A 19411-nucleotide genomic window follows, 5' to 3' on the forward strand; every position below is an offset into this window, starting at 1 on the left:
TCACTGCGGGGCATCGAAAAGGTGCATACGGAATTCGGAATTGTGGCATTGGCCCACAATCTACTGAAAGTGGCCGGCATCCGCGTGCTACTTTCAGTATTGAATAAGAAAAATACAAGAACAGGTGGCGAAAAACGATTCGTTTTTCGCCACCTGTTCTATTTTAGGGACTTATTGGACAGCCTCCTTGTTTATATTTCAACTATTTTCACCTAACTATTTTGCAGTAAATGAAAATGGATTTCTTTTGCAGCCTGTTTGGCGGTTTTCTGAGCTGCATTTAATGTTTCTCCTGATGCAATGACGTATGCATAACGATGTCCCATTGAAAGAGGCGGCAATAATAATGTCCCTTTTTTCGGCTTAACATACACTTCTACAACTCCGGGTATCTTCTTCGCTCTTCCTTTCCCGGTCACTTTCTCTAAAATGCCCCTTTCATTAACAATGACGTATTGGGTAAAGATAAACGTTCGATGAGCCGGCACGATCGAAGGCTGTTCACCTAAGTATAATTTCACTGTTTCTTCCGCCAAATCGAAACCGAAAGCCGCTTTTAGCATTTGATTCATCGCACCGCCGGAAATGCGAGGGTTAATTTCAATTAAGCGCCACCCCTTGTTCGTTAAGCGCATTTCAATATGGAAAGCACCATTTTCAATTGCAAAATATTGCATGATCGATGTTAGCACAGACCGAATGCTGTTTTCCAACTCCTTAGGCACTATTGACATGACACCATAACCCGTTATGATAAATCGTTTGCCGAAAGTTATTTCCTGTTGAATAATACCAGCAATCATAAGTTGCTTCTCATAAACGAGAGCCTCTACTAAATATTGCTCACCTTCTATGAATTCTTCAATAATGACAGCTTCCTCCGGCGATTTCTCACGTAACTTCCGAACCTGTTTTTGCAGTTGTACACGATCCGTCACTCGTATGACATCTTTCGAACCAGTTGACGAAGATGATTTAACGATAACAGGAAAGTCGGGAAAATCGTCGCCTAGTGACAGCACAAAATCATCGGAATCCCATTCATCTTCCGGATTGATAATGTAAAACGCTGGGCTAGAACTATGTTTTTCCAACAAAGCTCTTGTCCCTGCCTTATTTTCCATCAATGCAGCGGCTTTCGACGAGATCCCGTTTGGGCAAAACATATCGCATAACGCGAGTGCTTTCGATACATTAGGATCTATGAAACTTATAATCGTCATAATTTCATTCCCTTTCGACTGCATCGACCGTATTGCATCTGCCATGGCAGCCATGTCAGAAGTATCTATGAAGATCATTTCATGGACATCTGTATATTCTTTCCGCTGGGCGATCTGTTTTTCTTTATTTGTGAATAAAACCGTAAAATAACCAAGGCGAACAGCTGCTTTAATCGCTTCTCTGCTTGATCCGGATTTATTCGTGCCGATGAAGATTATCGTTTTCAAAAAGTTCACCCCTTCATAATCCAGACAACTCTTTACTATCGTATGAAATTTCGTGTCCACTACTTGGTTATACATCCTATAACCGATATACGTTCGTATAATTTGCTATAGCAGGCGTTTCGTACAAGCTACTAATAAAAATGAACATAAAATAACGTAGGGGAAGGGAGTGAATAGAATTGAAACCTCTATTGACGGGATATATCCGAAAAATCGTAGACGGTGCACTTGTTCAAGGCACTGATATGCTTCCGATTCAACACGGAGCATATCGGTTAAAGCAGATACGCCATCCGAATACATTGCTTTTTCTTAAAAGGAAATTGGTCAAATGGGATAGACTGAAACCTTTTTTTCCAATCGCAATTATTACCGATCGCATATTTGAGGTGCGTGAATATGAAAACGACTTGACGATCATCCATGTGAAAAACTTCGATAAAGCATATTGGAACTTCATTAACGATTACCGTAGTCAAATCAACATTCCTATTGTTGCTGTTACAGGCACTTCCGGCAAAACGACAACAAAAGAGATGATCCGGCATTTACTGTCCGAGCGTATGACAATCGCTCATACAGCGAGCACGAACAATTCAAGAACAGCACATTTGCATTATTTGCTTAGCATTGATGAACAGACAGACGCAGCAGTGTTTGAAACAGCAGTCGGGGCACCAGGGGACTTGACGAATGCAGCAGCTTATTTAAAGCCGAACATCGGGATTATTACAAATATTGGAGAACATCACTTAAATTATTGTAAGACAATTGAAGGTTATATCGCTGCAAAAGGGGAAATCATGAAAGCCCTTGAACCTAATGGAGTGCTAATCGTGAACGCGGATGACGAACGAACACAAACATTGGATTTAATAAATTTCAAAGGCAAGCTCATTACGATTGGCATTGATGCTAACTGTACGTTCAGAGCAAGTCAAGTTTACTACGGGGTAAAAGGAATGTATTTTACTTTGCATCATAAAGATATTACGGAATGTATGTTCGTTCCAGGGCTTGGGGTCCACCAAGTGTACAATGCTCTTTGTGCGATAGCCGCCGCCCATGAAATCGGGATGCCTCTTGAGCAAATATCGGAGCGATTGAAAAGCTTTGAAACCTTAAATAAACAACTACAAATCATTGACGGCATAAACGGTTCAACCATTATAGACGATACGTGGAGTTTAACGACAACATCCCTTAAAGCCGCTATGCATGTTTTACAAGCTGTCGGACATAAAAAAAGAAAAGTCGCTGTAATCGGAACAGTGACCGATTTAGGGTCATGGGGATATATTATCCATGAGCTTGCAGGCGACATTATTAATGAAGTTGGTACAGATGTGTTAATTACAATTGGCAAGCATGCTCGTATAATGGCAGACCGTGTAAAAGAGATAGGAAAAATAAAAGAGGTCTACGCTTTTAATAGTGAGTTATTAGCAATCGATTTATTGAAAAGGATTGTTGATGATCAGACGATCGTCCTTGTGAAAGGTGACATGTACAGCAAAGCATTGAAAGAAGTGGCTGTACAATTGCGGAAAAAATGAAGAGCAGGCTGGGAAAGTGGTTTAAATAGGGCAGTTACCAAGTCAACAACCATCCACGAAGAATACCGTAAATAGTGAGATCAGGTTGGTAAAATACTAAAGCATCCTTTAATGAAAGGAAGGGATAGAAATGGGTAATCAATGTCCATGCGGGGTTATCGTAAATGCTAGTGCAGCAAATAAGCATGTCCGATTTTTAGGGCATCGCGGAACAGTAAAAGGCGACCTGACCTATCAGGCAAATGTATGTGTCGATCGGCTGCAAACCTCAACTTTATCGCTCAAATTCATCGATAAAGATTGCGATGGACGCGACCACAGTTTTCAATTCATTGCGGATACGATTCTTGAAGTCGATTGTGTCAATGAAGGGAATTGCTGTCTCATCGGCATTATCGGTTCAGGTACTGTAAATGGAGCAAGACATGATTTCGCTGCGATTTTCATGGATCAAGCACCTCCTGAAACAACAGATCGCGTAAAGCTATTCGTCATCGATCAATTTTTTGACCAAAACGGCATCGTTTCCGTTCCACAAGGGACCATCATGAATCAAGGCTGCTCATAATTTTGATCATACGATTTAGGAACAAGGGGGTGAGGAAGTGAAGGGAATCCGAGGGAGATACGGACAAAATGCAATCTTACAAAAAGAACCTTTCATCCGCGGTCATCTATTAGAAATGCAATTGTTTAAGGAAGAGTCTTTTTATGATTTTTTCAGGAGATATGATCGTTTCATGATCAAACCGATTTTTGGTCCAGAAGAGATTGTAATTACTAAAATCGAGTGGGGAATATATGTTGAAACTTTGCAATTCCAGAAACAATTTGTGACAGTACAAGAAGCTTATCAGTATTTAATAGATAAAATGTTGCCGAAGAAGTTTTATATTTTGCAAGAAATACCTGCACTCTCAACGAAACCGTTTCGCAGCTTATTTACCTATCATCGGAAATCTGCTGTTGATTCTTGGAAGTTTGTTCAAAAAACAGCTGTTGATCATTCTTATTCTAAATCACTATTTAGTCTATTTCAGTTGCGAAAGCTCCATAGTCTTCTCTATTATACAGCAAATGCTATTGGCACATCTTTTCCTAATTGCCAAACCGTTGTTATAGATATTGTGCAAGACCGGTATGGCACGTTCTTTTTATATGACATCTCGCTACATGAAAGAAATAGTAAATGGAACCAATCGATTACATTATTGAAAAAGAGATCGATACGTCCGTTTATACCCGCAACAGATCTTTGCACCCCCTTTACACTTTTCAAATTCCTCAAAAACTATAACCAAATTATCCTTAAACCGATCGTCGGCCAACAAGGTAAAGGACTGTTGCTCGTTACGAAGAAAAATAACAGGACATTCGAATTGCGAATGCTGGATGAAACAATTGACGGATTAAATCTCGATCAATTGCTTACGTATCTGAACAATCATCATTTGTCACAAATGGAATACTTAGTCCAACAAGGAATTCCTCTTGTGACGATAGACGATTGCCCCTTTGACCTAAGAGTGATTACGCAGTTGGATCATCGGGATTGGGTAACATCCGGCATGCTTTGCAGAGTTGCGGTTGCAAATTATTTCATTACAAACCGGGCTCAAAAATTATTATCGTTGGAACAAGCTTTCAATGATGCAGGAATTCAAGCTGACATGCAAAGATGCACGGATATAATTGAAAATCTTTGCAATTATGTAGCACAGGAGCTTGCTTCGGAACAAAATGGATTAACGATTATCGGTTTTGATATTGGGATTGATCGTGACGGATATTTATGGGTAATCGAAGGGAATTATGCACCTTCTTTGTCCATGTTTTTCGGGTTCGAAAACAACGACATCCATAATAGGATTAAGCAGTTGATTCGACAAAATAAGAAAAACCGGATTTCGGCGAAAGGGGGGAACCGCAATGAAATCGATTGTGGTAAGTGAAATCCGAAAATTATTAGGAGGCCAAATCATTATCGGAAAAGAGGACTGGGAAGTACAGGATGCCATTTACTATAAAAGGCATGACCATAAAAGACGGAACTCTTTACTGTTTGTAAACCGAACAGACCCGATCGATTGGAAAGCAATTGATCAGAAAGGGCCTTCACTAGTCGTTACAGATAAAAAAGAGATTGATTTACCTCTATTAAATAAGACGACTGTGCTCCAAGTCCAAAGTCTCGTGCAATCGTATTGGAAGTTTATAACGTATTATCGAAATTTATTTGATATTCCTGTTGTAACGATAACGGGCACTTGCGGTAAAACGACAACTAAAGATATGATTCATCATATACTTTCGGAAGACCGGGTTGTTCATGCGTCTGTAAGCAGCCAAAACGAGCCGAGGCGGTCCTTTCCATATTTAATGGGCATTGATGAGCAGACTGAGGCAGCTATATTTGAGCATGGCCTTGGCAACTCTGGTAATATTGCCCACCAATGTATGATTTATCAGCCGACGATTGGCATTATAACGAATATCGGCGTACATCATTTAGATGGTTGTGTAGATATTGAAGGGTATCGGAAAGCGAAATCGGAAATTATTGATGGTGTTCGGAAAGGCGGAACGTTGATTTTGAATAGCAATGACGAAAATATTCAAAAGTTGAACAAACGCCATTTCGAAGGAAAAATCGTTTATTTTGGAACCGATCGGGATTCGGATTTCCGCGCTGCCAATATCCGGTATGCAGAAGGCGGCATGGCCTTTACAATGTACCATCAAAAAAAGGGTTATCGTGTGTTTATTCCTGGTTATGGAGAACACCAAGTGCTTAACGCATTATCCGCACTTGCAGCAGTAAATGAGATGGGTGTCAATCTGCATAAAGCGATTCGACGCCTGCAATCGTACAAAAACATGGGACGCCATTTAGAGTTTTCAAAAGGGGTAGGCGGCTGCACAGTCATTGACGACACATGGACGAACAACCCGACATCGATTGAAGCGGCACTGAGAGTCCTTGATGCTATCGGAAAAAACAAAAAGGTAATACTTATTTTAGGCGACATTAATCGGTTAGGAAATTTCGAACAAAAATATCACCAAGAAATCGGCAGTAAAATTGCCCAAAGAAACATCCATGCATTATTAACGATTGGCAAAAAAGCTCGTCAAATCGCGAAGCAAGCAAGTGCCGATGGCAGCAATGCAATTATTCGCATATATCAAGATGTAAACGGGGTAGAGGAGTTTTTATATCCTCAATTGGATGAGAAGACAATCGTGCTAATTAAGGGGCCAATGTCAAGCAGATCACTTATCGAGTTTGCCGAACGTTTAAAAAATGGCACTTTGGCGAGGGAATAAAGAAATATAAGAGAAGAATGGCTCATTATACATGAAAAAACTAAATTGGAACAATGCAATAGTACATGAGGAGAACTTATTATTAACCTAAATTTAGGGACACAATTCGCATAGGAAACGTGTCCCTAAATTAATTGTTGTTATCATTGTCCTTCTTTATATAAATACAATTGGCTAAATGTTGCGCTTATATTTTGTAAGAGTACCCTGTTTGTGTCACAAGGATTGCACTGTAAGCTGTAAAAATATCTTCGCAAATCAATGCCATGTTCTTATAGATAAAGTAAGTGAAGTCTGCCGATGTAAATGTTATGTTCGTTAGCATAGCTGAGTTTCACTTTATTTTCCAATACGTTTGCTCAGCTGAAGAATAGCACAAGCTGATAGTTCATTTATTGCCAGTCAATGATTAGTTGAACACACGCTTCGCTGTAATGAAATGCTCTTTGTAATAATCGACAAGCATGACACGAGTTATGACGCCCCCTGAATTCGGTAATATAATTCGCTGTTCACCTGCATAAATTCCAACCATTGATGGATTCTTTGATCCTTTTACACTATTAAAGAATATAAGGTCACCTTTCTTCAAATTGGAACGGGAAACTGTTGTACCTTTGCTTTGTAAGTCTTTCAAACTTGTCGCGTTAAGATTGACACCGTTGTTTTTATAAACATAGTTGACAAATCCTATGCTTGTAAACCTTTTTGCACTCACATTATTCGTTTTTCCGATGATCGCACTGTCTTTTAACTTATAAGACGATTCGACAATTTTATCACCTTTCGTTGCGGGAGTGGAAGACATCAAGCTTGGCAAAACTCTTCTTGCAGTCATATAATTCTCTTTGTAATATGGCTTGCTATTCATATCCGATATGACGATATTCTGTTTTGAATCAGCCATATGGATCACTTTATTGTTACCGATATACATAGCTACATGATCGGGATCCGTTCCAGTTTTTTTACTTTTGAAAAATACTAGATCTCCTTTTTGGAGCTGACTTTTCGCTACGTATTTCCCTTGCTTTAACATATAATCTTCGTTATATGTTGCAAGATCTACTCCACCTTTTTCAAAAACATACATAAGAAATGTTGCACAAGAAAATTTGTATGGATAAGTAGGTTTATACTCTGCTGTGCTATACGTAGATTTCCCAATCAAACTTTTTGCGATGCGAATTAATTCATCTGCTTTGGCATTTACAGTTTGGCTGTTCGATTGTGTAGCAGTAGCTGCTGAGACGCTATGTACAGGACCAATGGCAGGTATAGCAATTGAGCTGAGGCTGACACAAGTAATAAGTGCTGCTGATAAAAATTTTCTTTTCATAAATAACTCCTCCAAAAGATCATCTTATTGATTTAGCGACTGACTCGCTACTACGCATAAGGTATCATAGAAAACAACACTTTCAGTCGGAAGTATTTTCCTCTCTATTTTAGGATCAATAAGAATGATGGAATGGTGGGGGCTCGGATGCTTTCTTTACATTTATATTACAGGCATAAAAGAGGAAAATATTACAAAAGCGTAACGGATAATAACCGTTACGCTTTTTCGTAAGTATAGGTCAATTCATTTAATTGTTGGTCTATGTCAACATGTAAATCATGATCATCGAAAAACCAAAAGTCTCGATTTTCAACGTAAAAATGAATGCCTTCCATTTCTGTTTCCACAGCAATTTCATCCGGGTTCTCTTTCGTAATTCCGAGTGAAAATCCATCATGTAAGGGGCTTGAACCTCCATACCGGGCAAAGAATTTAATATAGTCTCCTTGCTCTGCTTCCATTTCTTCATGGAACCATTTCATTGCATCATCCGAAATAACGATTTTCATACAATCCCGCCTTTCTGTGATGCCTCTATTGTATTACATCCATTTCACTTTTGGCTCAGTTCCTGCTTTAATACGTGCAATATTGGCTCGATGCCTATAAAAAATAAAAATGGCCATGAATCCAACGATGATCATAAGATAGATATCACCGCTAATAACGAAATAAATAATACTATAAATAAAACCGACTACAGCTACGATCATTGAGGATAAAGAAACCATCTTAGTAAACTTCAGTGCTATCAAGAATACAAGTAGCACAACGATAAAAATTGGCCAATTATATCCTAATAAAACACCGCCTGAAGTCGCAACAGCTTTCCCTCCTTTAAAGTTCGCAAATAGAGGAAACATATGGCCGATTACGGCGAGCGCTCCTAACAAAAGTGGGTGAATCGTACCTGCAGCGAATAGTGGCAAAAGCGGTAAAAGGACCGCTGCCGTTCCTTTTAGAATATCAAGCAAAGTTACAACGATACCAGCTGTTTTACCTAAAACGCGGAACGTATTCGTAGCACCTAAGTTCCCACTGCCATGCTGGCGTACATCAGTTTTGTAAAAAATCTTTCCAACCCAAAGTGCAGAAGGGATGGAGCCAAGCAAATAGGCACATATAATAAGAATGATATTTTCCATGATGTTCCCCTTTACTATCATTATTAAGCAAATATTTTTCTCTCATACTGTGTGAGAGGAGTGTGGGCTACTGTTCTTAAGAGCTGTTCATTAACGCCTACTCTTTAAGAATGGTAAGCAAATTACGACTGTCAATGCAAACTTGCTTGGCCAATCGTATGTTGGATTTAGCCTACAAAATCACGAAATTTCGAAGTAGTAAACCGATCAAACCTGTTTCAAAATCCGCGCGCAAAACATAAACGCAAAATTGACATTAGTTGTCCTTTTAGTCTATCAGAACAGTAGAGCGCCGACAATATGAGGAATGGATTTATAAGAAAATGCATGCTTCTATTAAACGATATATGGGTAAAATTACAAACACAAATGCCTTATCTCATTGCATAATAGCGCTTTCTTATATACAATTAATTGAGCGACATACCCGGAACGTTGATTTGACAAGGTTTACGGGAAGCAGTACGATAGATTTAGTATAGAACATTCGTTTGATGGGGGTTGCGATTTGACGAAGAATGTATCAGTAACAGCATATAATGATGACTCCATTCAGGTCTTAGAAGGCCTTGATGCGGTTCGTAAACGACCGGGAATGTATATCGGTTCTACGGACTCTAGAGGACTTCATCATTTAGTGTATGAAATTGTTGACAATGCAGTTGACGAGGCATTATCAGGCTTCGGTTCGGAAGTGGATGTAACAATCCATATAGATGGCAGTATAAGTGTAAGGGATTACGGTCGCGGTATGCCTACAGGTATGCATAAGACCGGGAAACCGACAACCGAGGTTATCCTTACCGTCCTACATGCCGGAGGGAAATTTGGTCAAGGCGGCTATAAGACAAGTGGAGGGCTGCACGGCGTCGGTGCATCGGTTGTTAACGCTTTGTCCGAATGGTTGGAAGTGACGATTTTCCGTGATGGGAAAAAATATCGTCAACGCTTTGAACAAGGCGGCAAGCCTGTAACAACACTTGAAGAAATCGGAAATACAAGGGAAAAGGGGACGTTGATCCACTTTAAGCCTGATCCACTCATATTTTCAACGATTAAATACCAATATGAAACGTTATCGGAGCGATTAAGAGAATCTGCTTTCCTGTTGAAAGGTTTGAAAATCGTTTTAAAAGAAGAAGGTACTGATAAACATGACATTTTCCATTATGAAACGGGAATAGAAGCCTTCATTTCTTATTTGAATGAAGAAAAAGATGTCATGCATGATGTCGCTTATCTGGAAGGGGAAGCGGAAGGAATAGAAGTGGAGTTCGCATTTCAATTCACAGATGGCTATTCTGAAACGATTTTGTCTTTTGTAAACAATGTGCGTACAAAAGATGGTGGAACACATGAAACGGGAGCCAAAACAGCAATGACGCGCGTTTTTAATGAATATGCACGAAAAACGGGCTTATTGAAAGACAAGGATAAAAACTTGGATGGCTCGGATATACGAGAGGGTATTTCAGCAATTATTTCTGTGAGGATCCCGGAAGAAATTCTTCAATTTGAGGGACAGACAAAAGGAAAATTAGGTACAGGGGAAGCACGTACTGCGACTGACTCGATCATTTCCCAACAGTTGCTATATTTTCTTGAGGAAAACGCTGAATTGAGTGCTAATTTAATTCGAAAAGCGATACGTGCTCAACAGGCGAGAGAAGCAGCGCGAAAAGCAAGGGAAGATGCACGTTCAGGCAAAAAGCGGAAACGTTCAGACACGTTGTTGTCTGGAAAGCTTACACCTGCTCAATCAAGAAATGCTGCAAAAAATGAACTGTATTTAGTTGAAGGAGATTCTGCGGGAGGATCTGCTAAACAAGGCCGGGATCGGACATTCCAGGCTATTTTGCCATTGCGCGGTAAAGTGATTAATACCGAAAAGGCGAAATTGGAAGATATTATGAAAAATGAAGAAATCAATACGATTATTCATGCGATTGGCGGTGGAGTCGGTTCCGATTTTCAAATTGAAGATATCGCCTATGACAAAGTAGTCATTATGACGGATGCCGATACAGATGGGGCACATATTCAAGTGCTGCTCCTTACATTTTTTTACCGTTACATGAAGCCTTTAATCGAAGCCGGAAAGGTATATATCGCTTTACCGCCGCTTTACAAAGTGTCCAAAGGAACCGGCAAGAACGAACAAGTGGAATATGCGTGGACTGAAGCCGATCTTGACGAAGCAATTAAAAAAATTGGAAAAGGCTATATGCTGCAACGCTATAAAGGTCTTGGTGAAATGAATGCCGACCAACTATGGGATACGACAATGAATCCTGAAACGCGCACATTGATCCGAGTAACGATTGAAGACGGAGCGCAGTCCGAACGGCGTGTAACCACTTTAATGGGGGACAAAGTAGAGCCAAGAAGAAAATGGATTGAAAACAATGTTGACTTTGGAACAGAAGAACATAATATTTTAGAAAATGAATTTTTGCATGTCGAGGGGGACTTTGAATGACCTTATCAGAACGTTACCAAGATCTGCCCTTGGAAGAAGTAATCGGCGACCGTTTTGGACGCTATAGTAAATATATTATTCAAGATCGGGCGCTTCCTGATGCGAGGGATGGCTTAAAACCCGTACAACGGCGTATTTTGTATGCAATGTTCCACGAAGGCAATACACATGATAAAGCATTTAGGAAAGCGGCAAAAACAGTCGGAAATGTGATCGGTAATTACCATCCTCACGGAGATACATCCGTGTACGATGCAATGGTCCGAATGAGCCAGGACTGGAAATTGCGGCATTTAATGATTGAAATGCATGGCAATAATGGTTCCGTTGATGGTGATCCTGCAGCAGCAATGAGGTATACCGAAGCAAGGCTATCTGCAATTGCAGGTGAAATGTTGAGAGATATTAACAAAGAAACAGTTGAATTCATCCCGAATTTCGATGATACTGAACCGGAACCGACTGTACTTCCTTCGCGCTTCCCTAATTTGCTCGTCAATGGATCAACTGGGATTTCTGCAGGTTATGCAACGGATATCCCGCCGCATTCCTTACATGAAGTAATTGATGCCGTGCTCATGAGAATGGATAATCACAGTGTTACAGTCGATGAATTGATGACGGTTATAAAAGGTCCAGATTTTCCTACCGGAGCAACGATTCAAGGAATCGATGGCATTAAGACAGCCTATGAGACAGGGCGAGGAAAAATTATTGTTCGGTCCAAATCTGAAATCGAGCCTTTGAAAGCAGGGAAATCCCAAATTGTCATTACAGAAATTCCATACGATGTAAACAAAGCTAATTTGGTAAAAAAAATCGATGAACTTCGTTTAGACCGTAAAATGGATGGAATTGCAGATGTACGTGATGAATCGGATCGAACAGGTTTGCGCATCGTTATCGAATTGAAAAAAGACATGGATGGCCATGCAATTTTACAGTTTTTATTAAAAAACACGGATTTACAAGTTGCGTATAATTTCAATATGGTCGCGATTTCAAATCGCAGGCCGAAATTGATGTCGCTTCCGATGTTATTGGATGCTTATATAGACCATCAGAAGGAAGTTGTAACGAAGAGGTCGAAATACGATATAAGAAAAGCGAAAGACCGTCTACATATTGTTGAAGGCCTTATGAAAGCTTTATCGATCTTAGATGATGTCATTCGCACGATCCGAGCGTCCAAAGATAAAAGAGATGCCAAAAACAATATTATTAAAAAGTTTGACTTCACAGAAGTACAAGCGGAAGCAATCGTCTCCCTGCAACTATATCGGTTAACGAATACGGACATTACCGAACTGCAAAAAGAAGACGCGTCATTACGTAAACTAATCGCAGAGCTCGATGCCATTTTAAAAAGCGATAAAAAGCTTTCGAATGTTATTAAGAAAGAGCTTCTTGAAATTAGAAAACAGTTCGCCGAACCGAGACGATCGGTCATTGAGGAAAAGATTGAAAATATTAAAGTGGACCTTGATATTCTTGTTCCAAGTGAAGATGTTGTCGTATCAGTAACGAAAGACGGCTATGTAAAACGGACAAGTATCCGGTCATTCAGTGCGTCAAATGGCACTGGACAGGAAATGAAAGAATCCGATTATAGTCTCCTTGAATCGGTTATGAATACGCAGCATCATTTGCTCATTTTTACTTCACTCGGCAATTATGTCTATCAGCCGGTTCATGAATTGCCGGATATTCGTTGGCGTGACTTAGGGCAACATTTATCGAGCATAATTTCTCTTGATCAGAACGAAGAGATTGTAGCAGCAATCGGAGTAGAAAGCTTCGACCAGGAAGCTTCCATTTTGACGGCTTCAGATAGCGGCAATATTAAGCTGTCGAAGCTCTCTGATTTCCATGTTCAACGGTATTCAAGGACATTTAAAGCGATGAATTTGAAAAAAGGAGACCGGTTAGTGGATGCTCAGCTCGTGAAAGGTGAGGAAGACGTTATTTTATTCACAGAGCATGCATACGGGCTAAGGTTCTCCCTATCTGAGCTTACCGAAACGGGTGTCCGAACAGCAGGTGTCAAAGGTATTAACTTAAAAACAAATGATCGTCTCGTTGCAATGACTGTTATCCGAGATGAGACTGAATCGATATTGATTGCCACTCAACGTGGCGCTGCAAAGCGAATGGCGCTGAAAGAGATGGAGCCCGCCGCAAGAGCTCAGCGTGGCGTTGTCGTGTTGAAAGAATTAAAAACGAACCCTCATAGAATCATCGGTGTAGAACTTGTAAAACCGACTGATTCGGTCATTTTAAGCACGAAAAAAGACGATAAAGTACAAGTTGAAGTAAACACACTTAGATTAGTTGACCGATATTCTAATGGTAGCTTCCTTGTCGATGAAAATGATGCCGGACAAGTAGAAAAAATGTATAAAGAATTAAAAGCAGAAGTAAAATAGGGAATGAAGTCACGGGAAAGTTTCTCGTGACTTTTTTCGTTGCTTTCCGTATAATAGTTCGAAAAGCGAAGTAAATTAGGAATGAGGATGGGGTTATGTGGAAAAACCGGAATGTGTGGATCATTCTATCGGGTGAATTGATCGCCGGACTTGGATTATGGACCGGTATAATTGGCAACTTAGAGTTTTTACAGGAAAAGATCCCGTCAGATTTTGTAAAAGCACTCATATTAGCAATTGGGCTACTTGCAGGGATCATCGCCGGACCTTTAGCAGGGCGTATTATTGACCAATCCAGGAAGAAGACCGTATTGCTCTTGGCTGGCCTTGGAAGGCTGCTAAGCGTTGCATTTATGCTAATCGCAATTGCAACAGATTCAGTTTGGTGGATGATGGGGTTCGTTATCGCTATACAATTATCAGCTACTTTCTATTTTCCAGCACTGCAATCAACAATTCCGCTCGTCGTTAAAGATGATCAGCTGCTTGCGATGAATGGCTTGCATATGAATATCGCAACGATTGCAAGGGTAGCAGGGACGGCATTAGCCGGTGTTATGTTAGTCTATTGGTCTTTATCATCTCTCTATTGGATTTCTGCAGTCGCCTACGCAGTGCTGCTCATCTTTACGATGATGCTGCGTATAGACGAAACGAGAGATGAAGATGTTCGAAACAAGGGCAATAAAGAAAAAAATAACTTTAAAGATATGTTTCCTGTGTTGAAATCGTATCCCGCAGTTAGCATGACATTAATTATGACGATGATTCCTTTATTATTTTTAGGCTCTTTTAATTTAATTGTTATTAATCTAAGCGAAATCCAGCAATCTTCAACGATAAAAGGCCTTGTTTATGCAGTGGAAGGGATCGCCTTCATGGTCGGTTCTTTTGCAATAAAATATGTTACAAGAAAATGGAAAACAACATTTATCTTATTTTTCTTCGCTACAATGGTAGGTATCGCAGAATTCTTGCTTGTTTTTGCAGAAAATTTGATTTTATCTTTAAGCGCTTTCGCTTTTTTAGGCTTTGCATTAGGCTGTTTTTTCCCAACAGCAATGGTAATTTTTCAGAAACAAATGCCAAAAGCATACCATGGACGTTTTTTCTCTTTCAGAAATATGCTGGAAAGAGTCATGTTCCAAGTTGTGCTGCTAAGTGCAGGGGCATTTTTGGATATTGTAGGGTTGCAAACGATGGTCGTTATATTCGGATTCATTAGTTTAAGTTTAACAGCGATTTTTTTCCTGCAAATGAAACGCAGGAATATTATATTAGAACAGCAAGTAAAGCCGTCGGTAGTTAAGACGGTTTAATAACTAAATATATGAAAAAGCGTAAGATGGAATGGCAGATGTCCGTTCCATCTTACGCTTTTTCTTTTCTGATTGGACATTTCTTGTAATGATTTTAGTCTTCGATCCATAAAGATAGTCGACAGAAGGCAGGGAAAAGATAGGGAATTTGGGCGAGACATACGCAAGTGAGAAATAAAGTGGTTTCTTCTTTGCATGGTACATAATGTGGATTTAACAGTGGAGTTGACTCAAAAAAATATTTTCATGCTTTAAATAGAAACACCCTACATTGGCAAATATATATTACTTCGGACAATATTCATGATCAAATACAGGAGTCGTATTTTTCAGAAGTGTGTTACAATAGTTATTATAAGCCAGTTGTTTTCAATGTATAAGTTTTATGAATAAAGTTAATTTCTTCATAACCTTTACGTCCAGCGAACGGCCTCGATCATTCGCAACAGTTGTTCGAAAATCGGCCAGATGGATGATAATCGTTCAGTGTTTTTTACTAGGAATGTATTCAAATAATAGTACTGGGAGGTAAAAATGGACCATGAAGAAAAGAAGAACACTAATTATATAAATTTAAATAATCAAAAAGTATATTTCAACATTGTCGGGAATGGTGAGCCTATTGTCTTCCTCCATGGCGGACCAGGAAGCCAACATCAATTCTTTTTGCCTCACGTTTTACCTTTATCTAAAAACTATAAATTGATTTTTTATGATCAAACGGGTTGTGGTCAATCAGAAACAGAAAAATCCGGCCAGTACTCCATGAGTATGGAAGTAGAAGTTTTAGAATTGTTAAGGAAAAAACTATGTTTAACTAAAATGAACTTATTCGGAGAATCGTGGGGGTCTATGCTTGCATTACTTTATGCCACTACATATCCAGAGCGAGTCAATGGGCTATTTTTAACTGCTGCAATAGGTGTTACGGCTCAAGGGTATAAAAGCTTTCAAAAAGAACTTATGAAAAGACTTTCTCTCAAGGATAAAATTAGGCTATTTATATTTTCATTTAAAAAAGTGAATAAAGATAATGAAAGAGTCTTGGAAGTTTTAGACCCCTACTATGTATTCTCAAAAGAAAGTTTACAAAAGAAAAAGGTTTTTAAAATGAACAAGGTAGTAAAAAAAAAAATCATAGATGATATAGTAAAAAACTATGATTTAACCGATAAACTTTTTAAACTGGATCAAATCCCAGATATGGTTGCACAAGGAAGTCATGACATTTTAGATCCCTCTAAAATTAAACAACTTTTAATAGATTATATACCGCATGCAATATTAGTTGAAATCAACAATGCCGGTCATTGGACAGTAGTTGAAAAACCACAGGAAATTATTTCAATTGCAAAAGATTTCTTCAGCTCATCTAATTGCTAACGTTTTTTACGTCAATTTTTTTTTATGGGGGACTAATGAAAAGTGATGTGGGTATCTCTGAAAAAGCTGCACATTAGGGGGGATATTTAATGATCGTTAAACTGTCTAAAGAAGATTATTATAAAGTTAATAAATTATTGGTTACTCCGCAAGAAAAAAATGAAAATGTATTAAATGCAGTTATTAGCGGTATGAATCAAGGCGTAGTATATGTTGATCAAATAGAGGAGCCTCATACTGCTATTGTATACGCGGTAGGCTTGGGATACTATCTGCTCGGCGATCCAGAGAATGGGTTATTTAACAGCTACCTTGGTAATTTAATTTCCACACAATTAAAGCAAGAAAGTCTGGATTCATGTGGAGGAGTTTGGTTTATCGGCAATATCTTTAATGAATCTTGGAAAAAGACTTTGCAAAAAGTGGTATGGGCGTAAATATTATGTTGGGTATAACGTCTATTACGAATTGGTTACGGAGCGTTTCAAAAAAGGATTGGAGCAACCAGGTCATATACTTGATGAAGACCTTGCCATGGTAAGGATTACTAAGGAATTGATTAATGCTGACGAGAGGCTAAGGGAAGAGTTAAAAGAGTATTGGTCCTCGGCGGAATCTTTTACTCAACATGGATTAGGATATGCTATTTTAAAAAATGGCAAGGTAATAAGTACATGTTACTCATGTTGTGTTAACGGAGACCGCCATGAAGCATATATAGCAACATTTGATCAAAATATGCGAAATTGTGGTTTGGCAACGATATTAGGACAACAATACATAAAGGAATGCTTAGAAAGAGGGTATGGTGTGTATTGGACAACTGATGAATCAAACGAGCCGTCCAAAAGAGTGGCTGAAAATTAGGATTTGATTATTCTAACCGATTGATGTCGTTCGAATTTGAGTTTTGATAAAACAACAACAAGGACTTGATGAGCGATACACAAGGAAGGTGGAGCCAAAGTGACTTGTTTACAAGCTGGATATGGACTTGATGGAGATGGATACATCATCAGCGATGTTCATATAGACAAAATCCATTCTATTTTTCTCCCTCTCATACATGATTCAATCAAGGAAATAGGATTGCTGTTTCCAAATCAACTGCATAGTGTCTATGTATATGGCAGCGTTGCAAGAGGTGAAGCAATTATAAATAAGCTGATTAATGGGAAAGGGAGAAATGAATATCTATGAATAGTTATTCCGAAATATTTAACGAAATAGTTGATATTGTTCACTCTGACTATGCTGGTTATGAAGAAAAACAAGATTGGGATGAACCTGAATATTATCGTGAAGAAATTAAGAAATTAGAGGGCCAACAGGAATTAACACCACAGAAATTTACTGAAATCGTTGATGACTATCTCATTAGTTTTCAAGATCGTCATATGTATTTTAATTTTGAAGGATCAGACAACGTAAAAACTATCACCCGTGGTTTTCGAACAAGAAGATATAAGGATGTCCTTTATGTTATAGAGACATTCGAAGAAAATCGATTTCCAAAAGGATCAAAAATTGTCGCAATTGACGATCGAACAATTAATCAAGTAATAGCTTCGAATCCGAGTTCATTAAGAGGAGCTAGTGCAGAACGTGAAGATTGGTCGCATATCATTAATAAATCATCATTTGTTACAATTGAAAACGAAAATGGAGAGCATATTAAATTTGGTTTGAAAGATTACGAACCAGTTTCTAAAAAGAAAGAGCATACACTAGAAGTAATAAACGAAGGAACTTTAGTCATCACTTTGCCGAGTTTTGCTGATGTGGACAGTACCTTGGATTTTGTGAAAAATCAAGATGCTAAAATAAAAAAATGTACAAATCTAATTATCGATGTAAGAAATAATAATGGTGGAAATGGACAAGCCATTTCAACGTTAGTTCCATATATTTTCCCAAGCGATGAACACCCAAGTACTGAAGGTGAATTAAGGGAGTTCAATTATACCAATCGAAATTCTGATTTATTTATTCAATTATGTCAGAATTTTAGAAAGGATATAAAAGATCAAGAGACATTAGATGTCCTTGATTTTGCGGAAGAACAATGTAAGAAGTACCGCGGTCAAGGTTTTGTTGCATTAGATTTTTCCGACTCGTTGAAGGATAAAGCATCTAAGTTCGAAGGAACTGATTTTCCTAAAAAAGTAGTTGTTATGACTGACGTTTATTGTGCTAGTGCAGCTGAATACTTCGTAGAGATGAGTATGTCGTCTTCTAAAGTAACCGTAATTGGACGGTCCACTATGGGGGTGAATGATTATAGCGATTTAGTTATCAAAAAGTGGGCCGATATGTTTTCACTTTATTATCCAATATCACGCCGTGTACAAAAAACTTTAAATCATCCATTACACGGTAAAGGGATTCAACCCGATCGTTATATACCTTGGACTCCTGAGCATATCTATAAAGATATAGACCTTTTATATGCATTGGAAATATTAAAAGAAGAAGTTAATATATAAGGAATTATTATTTAAACAAGAAAATGACACTTACCAAATGAGGTGTTTGATTTAAATTTTTAGTATTACATTAACGGACGTGATTGCTGAAGATCAAAAGCCAAATTCCTACTGAAAATAGGGTGGGATTTGGCTTTTGATCATCTGAATAATAACGCTTATCCCATTGGGGTTTAAGTAATAAAAACAAAAACTATCTTAATCACAGTTACAGAAGTGGGGCATTCTAAGATTATTGATCAATCCGTTCCTAATGTGATTGGGGATAATGATGCCTTATGGGACACTGGAATATGAAACTAATCAAGTATAATGTATAAATGCAGCATTAATAAAAATCCTAATTGGTAAATGAATTGGGTAATTCAACTCGATATATAGATCGGACTAAACTAATAGTCCAAACTTTCATGTCCAAATAGTTCGGACTTTGGTGTCCTTGTACAATAAAAAACCCTTTTTATCTCACTGTCTTAAGTATACTTATCATTGATACG

At 38.6% G+C, this 19411-nt stretch carries 16 protein-coding genes; 12 read left to right on the top strand and 4 right to left on the bottom strand.

The genetic code is table 11. From position 1 onward, the window contains the following. Positions 1 to 212: 212 nt before the first annotated feature. Positions 213 to 1460, bottom strand: coding sequence for an ATP-grasp domain-containing protein (locus tag ACFQ38_RS00750; RefSeq protein WP_336823955.1), 1248 nt, complete (start codon positions 1458 to 1460; stop codon positions 213 to 215). Between the two features lie 170 nt (positions 1461 to 1630). Between ACFQ38_RS00750 and ACFQ38_RS00755 the strand changes: the two genes are divergently transcribed. From ACFQ38_RS00755 to ACFQ38_RS00770, 4 genes are all read left to right on the top strand, one after another. After that, complete coding sequence (locus tag ACFQ38_RS00755; protein ID WP_381479532.1) at positions 1631 to 3007, top strand: Mur ligase family protein; 1377 nt, start codon at positions 1631 to 1633, stop codon at positions 3005 to 3007. A 130-nt stretch (positions 3008 to 3137) separates the two neighbouring features. Then, positions 3138 to 3575, top strand: coding sequence for a hypothetical protein (locus ACFQ38_RS00760; RefSeq protein WP_381479533.1), 438 nt, complete (start codon positions 3138 to 3140; stop codon positions 3573 to 3575). A 37-nt stretch (positions 3576 to 3612) separates the two neighbouring features. Beyond that, positions 3613 to 4959, top strand: coding sequence for a YheC/YheD family protein (locus tag ACFQ38_RS00765; RefSeq protein WP_381479534.1), 1347 nt, complete (start codon positions 3613 to 3615; stop codon positions 4957 to 4959). After that, the gene (locus ACFQ38_RS00770; protein WP_381479535.1) at positions 4937 to 6334 is read left to right on the top strand and encodes a UDP-N-acetylmuramoyl-tripeptide--D-alanyl-D-alanine ligase; all 1398 of its coding nucleotides are present in this window, start codon (positions 4937 to 4939) and stop codon (positions 6332 to 6334) included. Before ACFQ38_RS00765 ends, ACFQ38_RS00770 begins: the two co-directional genes overlap by 23 nt. A gap of 409 nt (positions 6335 to 6743) precedes the next feature. Here ACFQ38_RS00770 and ACFQ38_RS00775 read toward each other — a convergent pair whose 3' ends face one another. From ACFQ38_RS00775 to plsY, 3 genes are all read right to left on the bottom strand, one after another. Continuing rightward, complete coding sequence (locus tag ACFQ38_RS00775) at positions 6744 to 7673, bottom strand: C40 family peptidase (RefSeq protein WP_336823960.1); 930 nt, start codon at positions 7671 to 7673, stop codon at positions 6744 to 6746. A 218-nt stretch (positions 7674 to 7891) separates the two neighbouring features. Continuing rightward, complete coding sequence (locus ACFQ38_RS00780) at positions 7892 to 8185, bottom strand: HesB/YadR/YfhF family protein (protein WP_381479536.1); 294 nt, start codon at positions 8183 to 8185, stop codon at positions 7892 to 7894. A gap of 33 nt (positions 8186 to 8218) precedes the next feature. Beyond that, positions 8219 to 8821, bottom strand: coding sequence for a glycerol-3-phosphate 1-O-acyltransferase PlsY (gene plsY / locus ACFQ38_RS00785; RefSeq protein ID WP_336823962.1), 603 nt, complete (start codon positions 8819 to 8821; stop codon positions 8219 to 8221). 508 nt (positions 8822 to 9329) lie between these two features. On the opposite strand from plsY, the gene parE reads away from it, so the two are divergent. From parE to ACFQ38_RS00825, 8 genes are all read left to right on the top strand, one after another. Next, positions 9330 to 11300, top strand: a complete 1971-nt coding sequence (parE, locus tag ACFQ38_RS00790) for a DNA topoisomerase IV subunit B (protein WP_336823963.1) — start codon at positions 9330 to 9332, stop codon at positions 11298 to 11300. Further along, on the top strand, positions 11297 to 13726 hold the full coding sequence (parC, locus tag ACFQ38_RS00795) for a DNA topoisomerase IV subunit A (RefSeq protein ID WP_381479537.1): 2430 nt from the start codon (positions 11297 to 11299) through the stop codon (positions 13724 to 13726). The genes parE and parC overlap by 4 nt, the downstream gene beginning before the upstream one ends. Before the next feature lie 95 nt (positions 13727 to 13821). Then, positions 13822 to 15045, top strand: a complete 1224-nt coding sequence (locus tag ACFQ38_RS00800; RefSeq protein ID WP_336823965.1) for an MFS transporter — start codon at positions 13822 to 13824, stop codon at positions 15043 to 15045. Between the two features lie 534 nt (positions 15046 to 15579). Continuing rightward, positions 15580 to 16428 (top strand): alpha/beta fold hydrolase, encoded by an 849-nt coding sequence (locus tag ACFQ38_RS00805; RefSeq protein WP_381479538.1) that lies wholly within the window; start codon positions 15580 to 15582, stop codon positions 16426 to 16428. Positions 16429 to 16517: 89 nt separating this feature from the next. Then, on the top strand, positions 16518 to 16865 hold the full coding sequence (locus ACFQ38_RS00810) for a GNAT family protein (protein ID WP_381479539.1): 348 nt from the start codon (positions 16518 to 16520) through the stop codon (positions 16863 to 16865). Next, complete coding sequence (locus ACFQ38_RS00815; RefSeq protein ID WP_381479540.1) at positions 16822 to 17295, top strand: GNAT family N-acetyltransferase; 474 nt, start codon at positions 16822 to 16824, stop codon at positions 17293 to 17295. Before ACFQ38_RS00810 ends, ACFQ38_RS00815 begins: the two co-directional genes overlap by 44 nt. Before the next feature lie 99 nt (positions 17296 to 17394). Further along, positions 17395 to 17628, top strand: coding sequence for a hypothetical protein (locus ACFQ38_RS00820; protein WP_381479541.1), 234 nt, complete (start codon positions 17395 to 17397; stop codon positions 17626 to 17628). Beyond that, positions 17625 to 18914: a S41 family peptidase gene (locus ACFQ38_RS00825; protein ID WP_381479542.1), complete on the top strand. Its 1290-nt coding sequence runs from the start codon at positions 17625 to 17627 to the stop codon at positions 18912 to 18914. The genes ACFQ38_RS00820 and ACFQ38_RS00825 overlap by 4 nt, the downstream gene beginning before the upstream one ends. Positions 18915 to 19411: the final 497 nt, after the last annotated feature.

This window comes from Sporosarcina contaminans (assembly GCF_042679045.1).
Lineage (GTDB): Bacteria > Bacillota > Bacilli > Bacillales_A > Planococcaceae > Sporosarcina > Sporosarcina contaminans.